At 69.9% G+C, this 18642-nt stretch carries 7 protein-coding genes; 2 read left to right on the forward strand and 5 right to left on the reverse strand.

What is annotated here, in order from left to right; translation table 11 throughout:
• The first annotated feature begins 98 nt into the window (after nucleotides 1–98).
• Together VEC57_06570 and VEC57_06575 are read left to right on the forward strand one after the other, a co-directional pair.
• Nucleotides 99–1553 carry an amidase gene (locus tag VEC57_06570; GenBank protein ID HYB98784.1) on the forward strand — a complete coding sequence of 485 codons (1455 nt, stop codon included), beginning with the start codon at nucleotides 99–101 and terminating at the stop codon, nucleotides 1551–1553.
• 71 nt (nucleotides 1554–1624) lie between these two features.
• On the forward strand, nucleotides 1625–3346 hold the full coding sequence (locus tag VEC57_06575) for an amidohydrolase family protein (GenBank protein ID HYB98785.1): 1722 nt from the start codon (nucleotides 1625–1627) through the stop codon (nucleotides 3344–3346).
• Between the two features lie 19 nt (nucleotides 3347–3365).
• Here the strand turns inward: VEC57_06575 and VEC57_06580 are convergent, their stop codons facing one another.
• The 5 genes from VEC57_06580 to VEC57_06600 form a co-directional block, all read right to left on the reverse strand.
• The gene (locus VEC57_06580; GenBank protein HYB98786.1) at nucleotides 3366–6560 is read right to left on the reverse strand and encodes a DUF4215 domain-containing protein; all 3195 of its coding nucleotides are present in this window, start codon (nucleotides 6558–6560) and stop codon (nucleotides 3366–3368) included.
• Between the two features lie 205 nt (nucleotides 6561–6765).
• Nucleotides 6766–7947 carry a hypothetical protein gene (locus VEC57_06585; GenBank protein ID HYB98787.1) on the reverse strand — a complete coding sequence of 394 codons (1182 nt, stop codon included), beginning with the start codon at nucleotides 7945–7947 and terminating at the stop codon, nucleotides 6766–6768.
• Between the two features lie 124 nt (nucleotides 7948–8071).
• Nucleotides 8072–8701 carry a TetR/AcrR family transcriptional regulator gene (locus VEC57_06590; protein HYB98788.1) on the reverse strand — a complete coding sequence of 210 codons (630 nt, stop codon included), beginning with the start codon at nucleotides 8699–8701 and terminating at the stop codon, nucleotides 8072–8074.
• Nucleotides 8702–8792: 91 nt separating this feature from the next.
• Nucleotides 8793–9431, reverse strand: coding sequence for a hemolysin III family protein (locus VEC57_06595; protein HYB98789.1), 639 nt, complete (start codon nucleotides 9429–9431; stop codon nucleotides 8793–8795).
• 120 nt (nucleotides 9432–9551) lie between these two features.
• On the reverse strand, nucleotides 9552–18635 hold the full coding sequence (locus VEC57_06600) for an Ig-like domain-containing protein (GenBank protein ID HYB98790.1): 9084 nt from the start codon (nucleotides 18633–18635) through the stop codon (nucleotides 9552–9554).
• Nucleotides 18636–18642: the final 7 nt, after the last annotated feature.

The raw sequence follows: 18642 nt of genomic DNA on the forward strand, positions 1-18642 counted from the left end.
CCAGTCGAGCACATGGTGCTCGCGACGGGCGGGTCGCCGGAACCACGGCCGGCTCCGTTGCTTTGCAGCCCCGGGGCCGGATCGTTAAGGTCGCGCCGATGAGCGAACTCGTGCATTCGTCGGCTACCGCTCTCGCCTCCGCGATCGCGCGGCGCGAGGTATCCTCCACCGAGCTGCTCGACGCCTATCTGCAGCGCATCGAGCGGCTCAATCCGGCCTACAACATCGTCGTCACGCTCGACGCCGATGGCGCGCGCGCAAGGGCGAAGGCGGCCGACGAAGCGACTGCGCGCGGCGAGAGCTGGGGACCGCTGCACGGCCTTCCGCTCACGGTCAAGGATACGCTCGAGACCAGAGGGATCCGCACGACCGCCGGCTACCCACCGCTGTCCGACCACGTGCCCACCAGCAACGCCGACGTCGTCGAAAGCGTCGTGCAGGCGGGCGCCATCGTCTTCGGCAAGACCAATGCGCCGGTGCTGGCCGGCGACTGGCAGAGCTACAACCCCGTCTTCGGCGTCACGCGCAATCCGTGGAACCCCGAGCGCACGCCCGGCGGCTCCAGCGGCGGCAGCGCGGCCGCGGTCGTCGCGGGCTTCACCTCCTTCGAGATCGGCAGCGACATCGGAGGCTCCATTCGCGTGCCGTCGCACTGGTGCGGCGTGCTCGGGCACAAGCCCACCCACGACATCATCTCGCAGCGCGGGCACATTCCCGGCCCGCCGGGCGCGCTGGCCGGCGTCGACCTGGCGGTGATGGGACCGATCGCGCGCTCGGCCGACGACCTCTCGCTGCTGCTCGATGTCATGGCGCGTCCATCACCGCAGGACGCCAGGGCGTGGAAGCTCGAGCTGCCGGCGCCGCGACATCGCAGGCTCTCCGACTTCCGCATCGCGGCGTGGCTCGACGATGCCGACTACCCCGTCGATCCGGAGGTGAAGGCCGTGCTCGAGACGGCGGTGCAGCTGCTTCGTAAGGCGGGTGCGCAGATCGACGAGAAGGCGCGCCCGACAGTCCCGCTGCGCGAGATCGTCGACGTCTACCAGCAGCTCCTGTGGCCGATCCTGCTGGCCGGCTTCCCGCCCGAAGTGTTCGAAGAGATGTCGCGCCTGGCCACGACGTTCCCCGCCACCGCCGGCGATCCGGTGGCACTGATGGCGCGCTACGGCACGGCCCGGCATCGCGACTGGCTCGGCGCCAACGAAGTGCGCGAGCACATGCGCGTGGCCTTCGCGGATCTGTTCCTGCGCTATGACGCGCTGCTGATGCCGGTCAACCAGGTGCCGGCCATTCCCCACGATCACAGCGACCCGTTCATTGCGCGCACCATCCAGATCAACGGCCGCACGCATCCGTACACGGACCTGTTCGCCTGGATCGCACCGGCCACCGCCGCGCTGCTGCCGGCCACGGCGGTTCCCGCCGGCCGCACGACCAACGGCCTGCCGGTGGGGCTGCAGATCGTGGGCCCGTATCTGGAGGACAAGACCACGATCGAGCTCGCGCGCCACGTTGCCGACGTCTGCGGCGGCTTCACGCCGGCGCCGCTGTAGCCGACAGAACCCGTGCCGCCGTAGCTCGCAGAACTGGCGCCGCTGTTGCCGGCCGAAAAAGGAGAACGCTCGTGAGCGAGACGGTGCTGTTTCGCGGTGGCCGCATCCATTCGATGATCGACCGCGAGCCGGCGGCGCAGGCGCTGGTCGTGCACGACGGCCGCATCCTGGCCATCGGCAGCGACGAGGACATGCGGAGCGCGGCCGGGGCCGGGGCCGGCGTCGTCGATCTTGCCGGCGCCACGCTGCTGCCGGGCTTCATCGACACGCACCCGCACCTGTTCCACTTCAGCGTCCTCGAATACCCGCTTGTCAGGCTGTGGGACGCGGTGTCGCACGACGACATCGCCCGGCGCATCCGCGAGCGCGCCGCCACGACGGCGGCCGGTGAATGGATCATGGCCACGCCCGTGGGCGAGCCGCACTACTTTCTTCGCCGCTCCTGGCGCGATCTTGCCGAGCACGTGCTTCCCGACCGCCACGTCCTCGACAAGGCCGCACCCGACAACCCGGTGTGGCTGCAGGCGTGGGGGCCGACGACACCCAACATCTGCGTCTTCAACACCGCGGCGCTGGCGCTTCTCGGCCTGCTCGACCGCTCCACGCCCGACCGCATCAGCAACGTCTGGATCGAGAAGGATGCGCACGGCGATCCGACCGGACGCCTGAGCGGCCCGGTCAACACCTACTACACCGGCGATCCGTTCATGGACGAGTTGCTCGGCAGGCTGCCGCTGCTGAACCCGGAAATCGCCTTCCCCGCGACGCTGCAGGGCGTGGCCGACTATCACCGCATGGGCGTGACCGCGATCTACGAAGGCCACGTCATGGGCGAGGCCGAGATCGGCGTCTTCCGGATGCTGCGCGACAGCGACCAGCTTCGCATGCGCGTGATGACGTCGCTCGAGTCGCAGCAGTACGCGATGCCGTGGCACGGACCGATCGGCGACGAGGAGTTTCTCGCCAACCTCGCCGCCGCCGCAGCGATGACCTCCCGTGACGACGACCTGCTGCGCCACGACGGCGTGACGCTGTCGCGCGGCGGGCCGCTGTCGCCCGGCTTCCTGCGCATGCGCGAGCCGTACATCGGCCCATACGGCGAGCTGACGCGCGGCCGCGAGTTCGTGCCGGCGCATCGCGAGACGCTGGCGATGGAATACTGCGCGGCGCACGACGTGCGATTCAACTTCATCGGCGCCGGCTACGCCGACCACGACGACTTCCTGGCGCGCGCCGAAGCGTTCGCCGCGACCACGCCGATCGCCCACCGCCGCTGGATCCTGCAGCACAACTACCTCTGCACGCCCGAGCACGCGCGGCGCTACGCCGCACTCGGCTTCTGCGTGACGACATCGATGTCGTTCTCGTGCGGCAAGGGCGACCTGTTCGAGCGCCGCATCGGCGCGCACGTCTGGCGCGACCTGATTCCGCTCAAGCGCCTGCTGCGCGCCGGACTGCTGGTCTCGGCCGGCAGCGACTGGGGACCCAAGAACATCTTCGAGCACATCGCGCTGGCGCAGACGCACGAGTTCTGGGGAAGCGGCCGGCGCAACGACGACGACGATCACAAGGTGGACCGCATCGAGGCCGTGCGGATGTGGACGCGTGATGCGGCGCGGGTGCTTGGCTGGGACGGCATCGGCACGCTGGCGCCGGGCAGCCACGCCGACCTGCTCATCGTCGACCGCGACATCACGGACGAGGCGGCGTGCCCGACCGACCAGATCGCGTCCACTCGCGTGCTGCGAACGCTGCTCGGCGGAGAAACCGTCTACGACGCCGGCGTATTGTGAGCGCCCGCTGCGGCGGCGTTCACTCGACCCGGTAACCCATCAGCGGCACCGGCGTCAGCTGCTCGAAGTCCGGCCCTGCCACGTCGATCACGCGGATCAGGAAGTGGACGCCTGCGCGCTCCTCCGGCATGTCGAAGCGGCAGGAAAACAGGTCCGTGCGGCCGCTGAAGGTGTCCAGGGACACGAAGCCGGCGTGGAGCACCCCGATCTCCTCGTCGTCGTTGAAGGCCGAGATCATGGCCGGCTCCCCGATCAGGGCCCTGCACTGGACCTGGCCTCCTGAGCCGGCGAAATCTCCGCCGGTGCCGGCATACTCGACCGCGATCTGGAACGAACCGATCGGCCGCGTCTCGTCGATCCAGAACACGATGTCGCCGGTGCCGATCGAGCACTTCTCTCCGACCGGCAGCCCGACGGCCTTGCGCAGATCGATCTGCGCGTCGCTGACGAGAATGCTTCCGCTGCCGTCCATGTCGCAGGCGCGTCGCGGGCAGCTTCTGGGAAGTCCGACCGCCGTGGCCAGGATCTGTCGAGCGTCGGCCGCCGTCACCTGCCGATCTCCGTTGGCATCCCCGCAGAGCGTGATCAGCCGGCAGTCGTCCGTGCACACGCCCGCATACATGGCATCCTCGCGGTCGCACTCTTCGAAGCCGAGGCTGGTCGTCCCGTCGCCGCACGTGGCCTCCGAGCAGTCGGTGGGACAGGCGTCGTCGTCGACGCTGTTGCCGTCGTCGCAGGCTTCGATGCGAGGAGCCAGATGGCCGTCGCCGCAGCGCGCCAGCTTGCAGTCGGGCGTGCAGGTCGCGGTGGAGACGCCGCCGCTGTCGCATTCCTCGTGCCCATGCCAGAGGCTGCCGTCGCCGCAGAAAGCCATGGCGCCGCAGGTGTTCGGACATTCGTCGGTGTCGACCTGGTTGCCGTCGTCGCAGCTTTCGAAGGGCGAAACGATTCCGTCGCCGCAGCGCGGGCGCCGGCAGCCGGCCACGCATTCGTCGGCGTCGTTGCGATTGCCGTCATCGCACTCCTCGCCGTCGCTGACGATGCCGTTGCCGCATCCGGTGGTCGTGCAATCGGAGTCGCAGCCGTCGCCGCTGACGGAGTTGCCGTCGTCGCAGCTCTCGCCGACGTCCAGCTGCTCGTTGGCGCAGGTCGCGTCGGCCGCAGCCACGACAAGGTGCTCCTCGAAGCTGCCGGCCGAGGGCGTGAACGGACGCCGCTGCCACACGCTCAGCCACGTGCCTGCGTGCTGCGCCAACAGGACGTCCGAGTCCGCAGCCCCATCCGTCGTCATTTCCTCGCGCAGCGGCGCCGGCGCGCTCCAGCTCGCGCCGTCGTCGGTCGAGGTGGCAACGACGATGTCGGCGTCCAGGTCGTCGCCATCGCCGACGGGATGATGCGAGGTCCATGCGACCGTCCAGCGTCCGCTTCCGTCGGTCGCCACCGAGGGCGCCGAATCGGGAGACGCATCCTGCCTGGCGTAGGCGTTGACGCGCATCGGCTGCGACCAGGTCGCGCCGCCGTCGGTGGAACGCACCGCGAAGATGTCCCCGTCGTGGCCGTGGATGGCGCTCTTGACGCGCGCGGAGCTGAACACGGCCATCCAGACGTCATCGCTGGCCGTCAGCCCGATCCGCGAATGGCGCCAGGCGTTGCCGCACCCCGCCACACAGAAGCTGTCGGACGCCGCCAGCGGCAGCACGCTCCAGCTCTTGCCGTCGTCGGTCGAGCGAAGGAAGCGAATCCCGGTGTCGGCAAGCGCGACGATCCACGTACCGTTCCCGTCGGTGGACAGGTCGAAGCCATTGCTGCCGCTCTCGCCGGCGTCGCCGATGATCTTGGGCGCGCTCCAGCTCTTGCCGTGGTCGAAGGAGCGCATGATGGCCACGCCGCCATACGACGCTACGGCGGCGACCCACGTCCCGCCGGCCGTGGCCACGTCGGCCGCTCGCGGGCTCCAGCCGCTGGCCTGCGCCGGAGAGGGCAGATGCAACGGCTCGCTCCAGGTGACCGCGTCGGTGGTCGAGCGCGAGATCCAGATGCCGTTCTGCCGCACCTGCAGCCACACCGCGGCGCCGGCGCCATTGGACGCGAACGCCTGCGTGCGCCCCGGTTCGGCCGCCAGCGACGGCCCGGTCCACGAACGGCTGTCGTCGGCGCTGCGCCAGTACGCGCGTGCGCGGCCCGACACGAGCCAGCTCTGTCCGGCGCCGCGCACGATGTCGTCGGTGATGGCGGTGACGCCGCGAGGGCCGTGGTCGGCGAAATGGCTGTCGACGAAGCGAGGCGCACCGAAGGCCGGCGCGTCCTTCGGCGCCGTGGCCGCTTCACCGGCGCCGGCTTCGGGCGCGAGCACCGAAGATGCATCCAGGCTCGCCGAAACCTTCCTGGCGATACGGCCGCCCTGCAGAACGTTCGTCCACGTCACCTCGAACACGCCGCCGCCGGCGGAAGCGATGGCGACGTCCTCATTGTTGCCGAACTCGAAGCTCGTGATCTGCAGGATCGAGCCCTTGGCGCTGCCGTTCCTGCGCACGAATCGCCCGAAGACCGGCTCGGCATGGTGCGGGCTCGCGCGCTGCCCCAGCCACGTCACCATCGCGCGGCCGTCGGCGTCGATGGCAACCTTCGGCTGCAGCCGCCACCCCGCTTCCAGCTCGCTGATCACGAATCCTTCCGCGAGCGGCTGTCCCTGCCCGTCGAACCCGCGCGCCCGAATGTGCGTGCCGAGGCTCGGCAGAGCCTGAGGCCAGGCGGCGATCACGCCGCCATCGTCGTCGATGGCGAAGCTGGCGCGGATCCGGCAGTCGTCGGGGACGGCGACCGCAGGCCGCGCCGGAATCGTGTCGTCGGGCGCGACGGTGCGGTGCATCGAGCAGCCTCCGGCATCGCGCCACTGCGCGACGATCCAGCCGTCGGGGCTGCACTCGAGGCGATAGCTGGAAGGCGAAATCGGCTCTTCGCTGAGCGGGATCGGCGCGCCCGTCTCGTCACCCTCGGCGTCGTATCGCTGCAGAGCCAGCTCAAACTCGACCGGCTCCGGGCCGGGACCATCGCTGGCGAAGACGACGAGGGCGCTGCCGGTGCCATCGGATGCGATGCAGCCCTCCCACCAGCCGCGGTCAGGCACCGCACGGTCGCCGATCGGATATTCCTTGCCAATGGCCGAAGCCGCGCCGGCCACCGCGGGAGCAACCGCGAGGACTGCCGCGGCCACCAGAGCCGCAGCGTTCCGAAAAGGGCCGGCGGCGGCGATCGATGTGCAGGTGTGTCGCATGACAGCCTCCCGGCGTGAAGAAGCCACCATGCCCCACTGCCACAGGCAGGTCTACGGCGAAGATGATGAAGAATTCTTCAGCGATGGTGTCGCACGCCGCTGACGGCCCTTGTCTAGCCCAGCGTCTCGCCTCGCGATGTCCCGCTCAGCGCTCGCGCGCCACATCGTCCCGAGCCGCGTCGCCGGCAAAGACCGCAAGGGTCTCGACGTGCGCCGTATAAGGGAACAAGGCGTAGGGACGCAGGCGTCGAAGGTGCAGCCCGGCTCGGGACTGCAGCGCCTGCGCGTCGCGCGCCAGCGAGGCGAGATCGCAGCTCACGTACAGCAGAAGCGCAGGGCGTGCGGCCGAGAGCGCGTCGACGACATCCGCGTGCAGTCCCTTGCGCGGCGGATCGACGATGACGACGCGTGCACCATCGATCATGCGGGCCTGCTCGCCCGCATCGCCGCCGAAGATGGCGGCGCGTGCGGCGACGCCCGGCTCCAGCGCATTCAGCCCCATCCTCAGCCCGAGCAGACCGTGCTCGCTGCTCTCATTGAAGCGAACCTGCACCGAGCGCTGCAGCAGCCCCAGACCGAAGCTTCCGCAACCGGCGTACAGCTCGCCGACGACTTCGCCATCGGGCACGAGCGCGTGCACGTCGGCGACGATGCGGTCGGCGACGTCCAGATTGCTCTGGCCGAACGCGCCCGGAGGAAAGAACACGTCGGCTCCGCCGATGCGCTCGCAAACGGCCTCGCGACCGTGAACGTGATGCCAGCGCGGACCGAAGATGACATTGGTGCGCTCGGTGTTGCCGTTCCACCAGATGCCGTGCACGAGGGCGCCCAGATCGGTCACGAGCTCATCGGCCATCGCGCACAGGGATGCCGGCGCATCGTCATTGGCGACCAGCGTGATCTGTACGCGCCCGCTGCCGCGCTCGACGACGACCTGAACGTAGCGCAGCAGCCCGCGATGCGGTCCTTCGGCGTAGGGAGCGATGCCGCAGCGGCGAATGGCGCGACGCACCGCAGCCGCGGCCTCGTTGATGCGCGGATGATGCACGACGCACGACGGGATGTCGGCAATGCGGTGCGTTCCCTCCTGGAAGATGCCCATCTTCGGAGACGCGGGGCGTCCACGCACCGCCAGCCGTGCACGCACGCGAAAGGCACTGGCGGCGCCTTCGACGACGTCGTCGAGAGCGGCGCGGTGCGCGCCGGCAATTTCACGAAGAAGCGCGAGCGAAGCCGGCGCGATGCCGCCTTCTCCATAGCGCGGGCATCCCGGACACGTCGGCCGGTGCGTGCACGGAGCCAGCGGGGAGACGAACGCGTCAGGCACCGGGAGGCCGGAGAAGCGGGGCGGGATCAGGCGCGGGAATCAGCAATGGGGCACGGCTCAGGCGCGCGCGCGCCGTTGCGCTCGGACGCGCAACCCGAGCGCGACGCGAAGCGACCCGGCCGCATCAGGACGAAGCGGGGCCGAGAACGGCGCCGACCAGTGTGCGGAAGAACTGCTCGAGCTTCTCGCGCGGCTGACCGGCGAACTTCATCTGCGCGAGCATGTGCGCCGACCCCACCAGGAGACGCGCCTGATCGGCCGCGTCGAACTGGCGCGAGATGTCGCCCTGGAGCTGGCCGCGTTGCAGCGTGGTGGTGATGATGTCGAACATGCGGTCCTGGAAGTCCAGATACCGCGGCCAAACCACGTCGCGAATCGCGGTGCTCCAGTCGAGCCACACCCGCGCATGGTCGGGATGGGTCTCGACCGAGTCGGTGAAGGCGACGATGTGGTCCAGCATCACCTTGTCGGCCGGCGCATCGCTGGCGTGGATCTTCAGCGCCATGTCGATGAGGAAGCGGTCGACCTCCTGCAGCACGGCATCGACGAGCGCTTCGCGGGTCGGGAAGTAGAAGAAGACGGTGGGAACGGCCACGCCGGCTTCATCGGCGATCTCCGCGTGCCGCGCCTCGCCAAGACCGCGCCTGGCGAACACGCGCAGCGCACATTCCATGAGCTGGGCGCGCCGGACGTCCGGCGCCAGCCGCCGACGCCGGCGCTTGGCGGCAGGGCTCTTCGCTTCCTGAGTCTGCATGGTCCCGCAGAACCGGAGATATCAACTGCCCGCTCAGCCGCAAACGCCGCTCTGGTTGGTCAGGGCAAGCAAAAAGCGCAGACCGCCCCCGTCAGACGACCTGCGAAGCGATCGCGACGTAGTGCAAAGCGCTGCCCAGCAAGACGAACACATGCCAGAGGGCATGCGCATACGGGATGCGCTGGGACGCGAAGAAGATGGTGCCCGCCGTGTAGGCCAGCCCCCCCGCCACGACGTACGCCACCGCCTCCGGTGACAGCGCATGGAGGAACGGACGCGCGGCAAGGACGCCGACCCAGCCCATGGCTAGGTAGGTGGCGGTGGACAACAGCATCATGCGGCCGCCGAAGAACAGCTTGAGCAGGACGCCGAAGAGTGCCAGCAGCCACACGAACCCGCAGATCGACCAGCCCGCGACGCCGCCGAGGCCGAGCAGGCACAGCGGCGTATACGTTCCGGCGATCAGCAGGTAGACGGCGCAATGATCGACCACCTGCAAGAGCGTGCGCGCGCCGGGATGGCGGGCGGCGTGATACAGGGTCGAGGAAAGATAGACCAGCACCAGCGTGCCGCAGTAGATGAGCGAGCTCGTCAGCCGCAGCGGCAGCTCGCTGCGCCAGGCCATGCTGATCAGGATGACGGCGCCGACGAGGCTGGCAAGCAGCCCGGCCGCGTGCGTGACCGTGCTCGCCATCTCCTCGCGATGGAAGCGTCGTGCCGACTCGTTCATGGAATGCCCCCTTCGACGCGCAGCGGCACACAACCACTGCGACCGGCCCGAACGGCGGCGAACCTAGCACGCCGTTCGAGGCAACGTCCATGGCCGGCGAAGAGGTCGCCAGGAAAATCGCTACGGCCCGGTCGTGAAGGATGCCTGGAAGCTCGTCGACACCTGGTTGCCGGCACGATCGCGCACCGCAGCGGCGCCGGCATGAGCGCGCACGATGTGCAGCGTATTGCCCGCCAGCATCGCGTTCGGCGTCAGCGTCACCATCGTGCGCTCGGCGTTGACCGCCACCGTGAACGGCACCGGCACGTTGCCCGGAGACGACGTGAGCGCAAACGCGCTCGCCGCCACGCTCGGCAGCGCCAGCGGCTCGGTGAACGTCAGGGTGACGGCCGAGCTGCGCGAGACGCCCGCCGCCAGATGCGCAGGCACCGAGCTCGACACCGACGGCGCGAAGAAGTCGGCGCCGGCCTCGGTGGTGAAGGAGAACTCGTGGCTGCCGGCAAGATCGTTGCCGCTGGTATCGCGCAGGCCCTGCACGGTCAGGACGTAGGTGCTCGACGGATCGAGCGGATCGACCGGCCGCACCAGGATGCGGCGGTCGGCATCCTCGAACGAATAGATGGACTCGACGACCGCCCCGCCCTCTTCTTCGAGGAAGACGGTGGCGGGGCCAACGAGCGAAGCGTCGACGACTTCGTTCATCTGCACCATGGCCAGCGCGTTGATCGGAAGCGCGGTGTCGCCGTCCTCGGGCGCCGTCGAGACGAGGAGCGGAGCAGCAGCGTCGCTGGCGGTGCCGGTGGTGAAGATGATCAGGCTGAAACCGCCATGGCCGTTGCCCGCGATGTCCTCGATGCCGCCGCCGAGGATCAGACGCACGGGCACGGAGGTCGGCAGCGGCGCCGTCGGCGTCAGGAACAGCGTGCGGCCGTCGGCGCTGAAGCTGCGCGTGGCCGGCAGTGTGGCCGACGTATCGTTGCGGCGCAGGAACGCGTTGAGGTCGTGGAAGGATCCTTCGTCCATGGGCTCGCTGAAGACGACGCTGACCACGCTGCTGACGGGCTGACCCGAGCCCTCGGGCGCGATGTGCACGATGGTCGGCGCATCGAAGTCCGGCCCGTCGCCGGTGGTGAAGCCGGCCAGGGCCGGCGCGATGGCATTGCCGCCGACGTCGAGAATGCCCGAGGCCTCCAGCGTGTAGGCCGTGTTCTCGAGCAGCGGCGCGTGCGGCTCCACCACCACCGACATGTTGTCGCCCGCCACCGTCAGGAAGCACGGGGTATGGACGCCGTTGCCGTCATCGAGCGTGATCGTCGCGGCCGACACCGTCAGCGGGTTGACGGGCTCGCTGAAGCGGGCGCGAAGCGCGGCGTTGGTGCCGACGTCCTGCGTTCCCTGCGCCGGCGACAGCGAGACGACCGCAGGCACGACGGCGTCGGTGGCGGCGCCGACCGTCATCTGCGACTGCACCTGCGCCGCCAGCGGCGTGCCGGTCAGGTCGGTGATGCCGGTGGTCAACGTGATGCGGATGGCGTGGTTGGCCACGTAATCGGAAGCCGGTGCGAAGACGAGCAGGCGGCCGCCGTCGAGCAGCGTGCGCGCGCCATCGATCGGCAGTCCGGTGGTGAGGTCGACGACGGTGACGGTGTTCGCATGGATGCTGCCGGCCAGCACCGGCTCGCTGAAGCGGACGGCGAAGCGCGCGTTGCGCGGCCACCCCGTGCAGCAGCCAGGATAGATGGACTGCACCGTGGGAGCGACGGCCGCCTCGTCGGCTGCGGTACGGAAGGTGGAGCGGAACGATGCCAGGTTGTTGCCGGCGACGTCCTCGAGGTCGGAGGTGACGAACAGCTCGATGAACGAATCGTCCGGCAACGGCGCGTCGGGCACGATCTCCTGAACCTGATCTGCCGAAGAGCCGACAACCGTCGCGTCCTGCAGCACGCCGTCGGCCGCCACGAACATCGAGGAGACGGCGGAGGCGGCATCGACCGGCTCGCTGAAGAAGACGACGCCGCTCGTGCCGGTGGCCACGCCGGTGGCGCCGCTCGGCGGCCGCACGCGCCGCACCTGCGGCGCGGCATTGTCGAACGCGGCGGCGGTGGTGAAGCTGGCCGCGAAGTCCGAAAGCGCATTGCCCGACAGATCCTGGATGGCGTCGGTCAGCAGCAGCGTCACCTGCGAACCTGCCGGCAAGGCCGTGGAGGGATCGATCCGCAGCACGGTGTTGTCGAGCGAGCGCGTCAGCGTCGTCGCAACCTCGCTGCCGTCCACGTACAGCACCGCGGTGTCCGTCGTCAGCGTGCTCGACCGCACCGACTCCGAGAACGTGACCACGACCGACTGGAACACCGGCACGCCGCTGGCGCCGTCGTCCGGCGTCACGTCGAGGACCGTGGGAGCGGTGGCATCGGCGCCCGTGGCGGCGGTGGTGAACGTGGAGGAGAACGAGAAGTTGGCGTTGCCCGCCGTATCGGTGAGCGAGCCGGCAGGCGCGCGCACGGTGATCACGGTCGAGGGCGGCAGCGGCAGCAGCGGCGTCACGGTCGCCTGCGTGCCGGCGGCATTCAGCGCGACGCTGGCGGCCAGGTGCCCCGCCAGCCCCGGCATCTCCAGGTAGATCGAGTCCGAGTGGACGGTGGGAGCCGCCACGCGCTCGCTGAAATTCAGCGTCACCACCTGACCGACGGGAACGCCGGTGGAGCCGTTGGCCGGCACCACGCTCTGCACCGACGGCGCCGTCGTATCCGCGACGGCCGACGCCGCCGTCGTGAACGAGGATGTGAAGTCGATGACGCCGTCCACACCGATGCGCACGCCGCCGCCGATCGAGTTGCCGGCGTAGTCCTCGATGCCGTCGACGACGACCGTATAGGTAGTCGAGGCGGCCAGGCTCGCGTTGGGATCGATGCGGATGCGCCGCTCGCCGGCCGACAGCGAGACCGCGGCCGGCACCACCTGCCCGCTCTGCTCCAGCCGCACCGCGCCGGCCTGCAGCGCCACCTGGCTCAGCGCCTCGCTCGCCTGCAGCTGCACCGTCGTGTTGACCGGCACCTGTGTCTGCGCATCGACGGGGCTGACGCTGAGGATGCCCGGCGCCGTCGCATCGGTCATCGCCGAGCCGGTGCCTACGGTGATGCTGAAGTTGAACGCCGTGCCGTTGCCGGCCGTGTCCCGCACCGAGCCCGCCAGCACGCGCAGCACGTAGAAGCTGTCGGGCTCCAGCGGCTGCAGCGGCTCCACGCGCACGACCCTGCGGTCCTCGTCGAGCGCGACGGCGATGTCGATTGCCTTGTCCGGAGTCTGGCGCGTCAGCGTGATCGCACCGGTATCGACGGTGGTCGGATCGAGCGCCTCGCTGTACTCGATCGCAAAGCGCGCCTGGCGCGGCAGCTCGGTGGCGTTGCCCACAGGACTGGTGCGCACGACCACCGGCGCGACGAAGTCGGTGCCGGGGCCGGTGGTGAAGCTCGCCGTCACCGGCTGTGCCGCATTGCCCGATGCGTCGGCGATGCCGTCGAGCGTGACCTCGTACTCGGCTCCGGCCTCCAGGATGTGCAGCGGCGTGAACACGACGCGCCGATTGGCGTCGTCGAAGGAGAACGAGCCTTCCACCGGCGCGTCGCCGGCGCTGACCGCGAAGCTGGCGGCGTCGACGCTGCGCGGATCGACCGGCTCGTCGAACAGGGCGTTGACGTGCGCGTTGCGCGGCACGCCTTCCTCTCCGTCGGCCGGATCGAGCAGCACCAGGCCCGGCGCATCGGCGTCGGGCTCGAACACCGTGCTGAAGCTGGCCGACGTGTTGAACTGCACCGTGTTGCCGGCAACGTCCTCGGCCTGGTTCAGCACCGAGATCGTGTAGGCGGTGCCCACCGACAGCGGCGCCGACGGCACGAGGAAGGCCGTGCGGCCGTCGTCGCTGAGGCTCAGCGTGCCGGTCACCACGGCATTGGTCGTCTGGTTGCGCACGGCGAGCACGCCGGCATCGAGCGACGCCAGCGCCATCGGCTCGCTGAACTGCACGGCGATGACGGGATTGATGGGCTGCCCCGCGCCCGTCGGCGTGTATCGCACCACCGCCGGACGCACGAGGTCGGGCCCTGCGCCCGTCTCGAAGCCGGCCGCGAACGGCGCCACCGGATTGGAGGCCGCGTCGCGCACGCCGCTGACGGTCAGCGTGTACGCCGACAGCGGCTGCAGCGGCGCGTGCGGAGTGAGGGTCACGAGCGTGTCGCCGTCGCCGAACGTGAAGCTGGCCGGCACCGCCGTGCCCCCCGGCCCTTCCAGAATCATCGTCGTCGCATCCGCCGTCAGCGGGTTGATGCGCTCGCTCATCTGCACGCGGACGATGGCGTTGATGCCGACGCTCGTTGCGCCGTCGGGCGGCGTCACCGACGTCACCGCCGGCGGCGCCGTCTCGGTGCCCGCGCCGGTCTGGAAGGAGAAGAAGCGGTTGTTCGCGAGCGTGCCGCCGCCGGCATCCGCCACCGTGGTGTCGAAGGTGACGTTGACCGTGGCGCCGGCCGGCAGCGGAGCGTCGGGCGTGAAGCGGGCGACGGTGCCGGTGGCATCCAGCGTGCGGGTGCCGGCGATGAACGCGTTGTTGCTCAGGCGCACGGCAAAGCTCGTCTCGGTCAGCGACGCCAGGCTCATCGGCTCCGAAAAGCGCGCGAAGAACGAAGCGTTGGTGCCGACGGGCGCGCAGCAGACCGGGAAGACCGACACCACCGTCGGCACCGTGGCCGCCGCATCGGCCGCGACCTGATAGGTGGAGCGGAACAGGCTCGGGAGCGTGTTGCCTTCCACGTCGGCCAGGTCGGTGGTGACGAACACCTCGCCGAGGGCTGCAAAAGGAAGCGGCAGGTCCGGCGTGAACGTGATCGTCGGCGACGGCGTGGGATCGTTGACCTCGAACAGCACCTGCCCGTTCTCGTTCCGGTGCGTTCCTTCGACGAGGTCGCCGTTGGCCGAAACGAACAGCGAGCGCGGGACCAGCCCCGGCGGGACCGGCTCGCTGACGAACAGCGTGACGCCGCGCGACGGCGCCACGCCGGTGGCACCGGAGCCCGGCCGCACGGTGACGACCGTAGGCCGGGTGGTGTCGGGCGTGGCCGCAGTGATGAAGCTGACGACGGTGTCCGCGAGCGGGTTTCCCGCCAGGTCGGTCACGCCGGGGTCCAGCACGACGTCCACCTGTCGCCGTCCCGGAAGCTCGGCCGAGGGATCCAGAATGATCGTCGTGTTGTCGGCCGAGCGTGACAGGTTCAGGCCGAAGCGCGCGCCGTCGATGAAGAGGTGCACGTTGTCGTCGTCGATGGTCTGCGGGTGCAGCGACTCCGAGAACGTCAGCACGATGTCGGCTCCCACCGGCACGTCCACGCTCTGATGATCCGGCGCGGCGGCGATGAGCTCGGGCGGCGTCGTGTCGGTGCTGGAGGCGCCCGTGGTGAACGCGGCGCTGCTCGTCAACATCTGGTTGCCCGCGGTGTCGGCGATGGCCGAGCCGGCCATCGCGGTGTAGCTGGCCTGCGGCAGCAGCGGCGATGCGGGCGTCAGCGTGGCCACGGTGCCGGCCGCATCGAGCGAGACGGCAGCGGGAATGCGCCCGCTGACGCCGGTGCGTGACAGCGTCAGCGTATCGGGCGTGACGGTGGCGCCATTGATGCGTTCGGAGAAGGTGACGACGACGCTGGTTGCCACCGGCACGTTGGCCGCATTGTGCGCAGGATTGAAGCTGGCGGTGGGACGCGCGGTGTCGGCGATGGCCGAGGCCGAGGTCGTGAACGTGGCCACCAGGTCGGCGGTGCCGTCGGCCGCGCGCGGCGTCGCGCCCTGCTCGGCCGCGCCCTGTTCCTCGCCGAAGACATTGCCGGAGCGATCCTCGACGCCGTCGACGATGATCGAGTACTGCGTGGACGGCACGAGGTTGGCGGCCGAATCGAGCACCACGCGCCGGTTCGCATCCTCCAGCGACAGCGTGGCCGCCACCGCTCCGCCCGGCCCCTGCAGGTAGAAGCTCGACGCCGTCAGCGACGGCGCCGCGATCGCCTCGTCGAACTGCACCTCGACAGCGACGTTGACCGGCACCTGCGTGGACTGGTGCGGCGGGTTGACGAACGTCACCACCGGCGGCTCCTCGTCGCTCTGCGCCGTCATGGTGCTGAAGGAGATGTAGTTGGCGAACATGAAGTTGCCCGCCACGTCGCTCAGGGAGCTCTCGAGCCTGAGCTGATACTCGCGCGCCAGCTCCAGCGGCGCCAGCGGCGTGACCGTCAGCAGCGTACCGCTTTCGTCGAGGCTGCGCTCGACGGCGACGCTGCGGCTGGTGCGCAGGTCGTGAAGATTGACGCTGGCATCGCCGACGGAGAGCGCGTTCAACCGCTCGGAGAAACGCACCTTGGCAACGACGTCGGTGCTGACGTTGTCGGCGGCGTGGGCGGGGCTGCTGGAGAGGACGACGGGGCGCGTGGTGTCGGTGCCGGCGCCGGTGGTGAACTGCGCCTGCACCGGCGCAACGAGCGCGTTGCCGGCGAGATCGCGGATGCGGCCGGCATCGATATCGACGGCGTAGGCGGTGCTCGCCGCCAGCGGCGCCGACGGCGTCAGCCGCACCACGCGGTTGGCATCGCGCAGGCTGACCGAGGCGGCCACCGGCGTTCCCGCCAGAAGCAGCCGCACGGCGGCGCCCCTGGCGGTCAGCCCATCCACCGGCTCGCTGAAGCGGACCTCGACGAAGGAGTTGGTGGCGACGGCGCTGGCGCCGTCGAAAGGGTTGGTGCCCACCACCGTCGGCGGCTCGTCGTCGGTCGCAAAGCCGGTGGTGAACGACGAGCCGACGTTGGTGAACAGCACGTTGCCGGCCACGTCGAGCACGTTGCCGAGCACCGCGGAGTTGTGGCTGGTCCCCACGCCCATCGTGGTCGTGGGCACGTAGAACGCGTAGCGCGCGCTCGCATCGACCGAGCGCACGGCCGGCACCAGCGTAAGCAGCGTGTTGTTGCGGACGCGGAACGTGGCCGGCCCGAGCGTGGTCGGATCGATGGGCTCGTCGAACACCGCCGTGGTCACGGCATCGAGCGGAACGCCGCTCGAGTCCGGATCCAGATCCAGGACCTTCGGCTTGACGGTGTCGGTGGTGGTGCCGGTGACGAAGCTCGCGGTGTAGGCGTCTTCGAGGATGTTGCCGGTGCGGTCGCGCACGGCCTCGACCGTCAGCTCGCACGGCGTCGAGGCCGGAAGCTGCGCCGCCGGACGCATGCTGGCCCAGCGGCCGTCCTCGGAAACGCGCACCGTGCCCGCCACCGCGCCCGATCCGCAGTCCAGCGTCACCGTCTGCGTGCTCAGGCTGGAGGCCCGCATCGTTTCGGCGAAGCGGATGAGGACCGCGCTGTTGCGCACGACGCCGCTGGCGCCGTCGGCAGGAATCGTCAGCTCCACCGCCGGCGGCGACTGGTCGGGGTCGAAGGGGTCGGTCTCGGCCTCGGCTTCCTCGGCGTTGGTCAGACCATCGCCGTCGTCGTCGTCGTCCGCATCGCCGGCGTCGTTGGGGTTCAGGCCGAAGGTCGACTCGAAGAAGTCCGACATGCCGTCGTCGTCGCTGTCAGCGTCGCGCGGATCGCTGGTGGCCCCGTCGCTGCCGGGCAGCAGTTCCTCGCCGTCGGTCAGTCCGTCGTCGTCGGTGTCGGGATCGGTCGGATCGGTGCCTTCGGCCAGCTCCTCCAGGTTGATGATGCCGTCTCCGTCGCTGTCCTCGCTGCCGTCGTTCTGCCCGTCGCCGTCGCTGTCGGCGACGGTGGGATCGAGACCCAGCGCGACCTCGTCTCCGTCGAGCACGCCGTCGTCATCGCTGTCGGCGTCGAGAAGGTTGATGGGGCCGCTCCCGTCGCTGTTGCTCGTACGACTGCGCTCCTCGCCGTCGATCAGGCCGTCGCCGTCGCTGTCGGCCAGCAGCGGCTGCGAGCCCAGCATCGCCTCCAGGCCGTCGGACACACCGTCGCCGTCGGTGTCGCTGAGGAAGATGCTGGTGCCCGCCTGGTACTCCTGCAGGTTGCTGCGTCCGTCCTTGTCGAAATCCTGCGCGGCATCTCCGGCGAATTGCGGATCGAGACCGTCGCCTCCGCCGGCCCCGAGCACCTCCAGCTCGGCCAGGCCCGGCGTCTGGCTCTCGTCGGCCAGCGACGTGAAGCGCACGCGCCGCACGCCCTCGAGCGCAGCGGGAACCCGAAGATCGCGCCGCGGCGCCGGCAGGCTGACCATGCCGCTGTCGAAGATCTTGACGTTGCCCGCGTTGAACGCCTCGAAGCGTCCCTGGAAGATGTCGCGCCCGTCGGCAATGCCCCGGTTGCCGACCACGCCCACCTGCAGCGTGCCGGCCGAGACGGGCAGCACCACTTCGACGAACGGCGCCTGGCCCTGGTTGGCCGTGTCGCCCGAGGCGGTGAACCACGACGTGAGCAGCTCGCCGTCGATGACCAGGCTCGCGCTGCCCGTGTTGCTGCTGGCGGCGGCGGTCGCTCCGGTCTCGCGCGCCAGGTTGCGGCCGCCGGGGTCGGTGGCGTTGGCCAGCTCGTAGTCGTCGGGAATGCCGTCGCCGTCGCCGTCGTTGCTCAGCGTCACGCCGAGCGCGATCGATCCGACCAGACCCTCGTTGACGACGTTGATGAGGACGTTGCCGCTGGAGACGGCGGTGACCAGGCCGCCGGCGCCGACCGTGGCCACGGCCGGGTTCGACGACATGTAGAACGTTCCGGCGGAGGCGGCGGTCAGATCGATGAGGCTGTCGTCGACCAGCACTCCCTGCACCGTCAGCTGCGAGGTCGGCGCGGCCGCCGTCAGCATGGTCGAGGTCGCGCCGATCTGCAGGATCACCGGGATGGGATCGACCTGCGCCGTCTCGATGGGGCCGACGTTCGTGGATCCGTCGGGGACGCCGGTGACGAACGGCCCCTGGCCGTACATCGTCCCTTCCTCGCGCAGGCAGAGGACGCGCACGCGGAAGGGACCGGCAGGCATCGGAATGTTCGGAATGGCGAAGGTTCCGTCGGCGTTGACCGCGACGTTGCGCGTGAGGATCTTGGCCGTGCAGGTCTGGTCGAGTTCGAAGTCGGCGCGCACGGGCGAGGCGCTCAGTGCACACGCCAGCGCAGCGGCGGCGATCCCGGTGATGCGCAAAGCGTAGCGTGGCTGGCGGCGCTCCTCGTTCATCGCCATT

The organism is Candidatus Limnocylindrales bacterium, assembly GCA_035626395.1.
Lineage (GTDB): Bacteria > Desulfobacterota > Binatia > UBA1149 > CAITLU01 > DASPNH01.

Bases quoted from the DNA above. Each gene is read 5' to 3' on its own strand.
- VEC57_06595 (HYB98789.1), bottom strand. From the start codon at position 9,431: ATGAACGAGTCGGCACGACGCTTCCATCGCGAGGAGATGGCGAGCACG.
- VEC57_06600 (HYB98790.1), bottom strand. From the start codon at position 18,635: ATGAACGAGGAGCGCCGCCAGCCACGCTACGCTTTGCGCATCACCGGG.
- VEC57_06570 (HYB98784.1), top strand. From the start codon at position 99: ATGAGCGAACTCGTGCATTCGTCGGCTACCGCTCTCGCCTCCGCGATC.
- VEC57_06590 (HYB98788.1), bottom strand. From the start codon at position 8,701: ATGCAGACTCAGGAAGCGAAGAGCCCTGCCGCCAAGCGCCGGCGTCGG.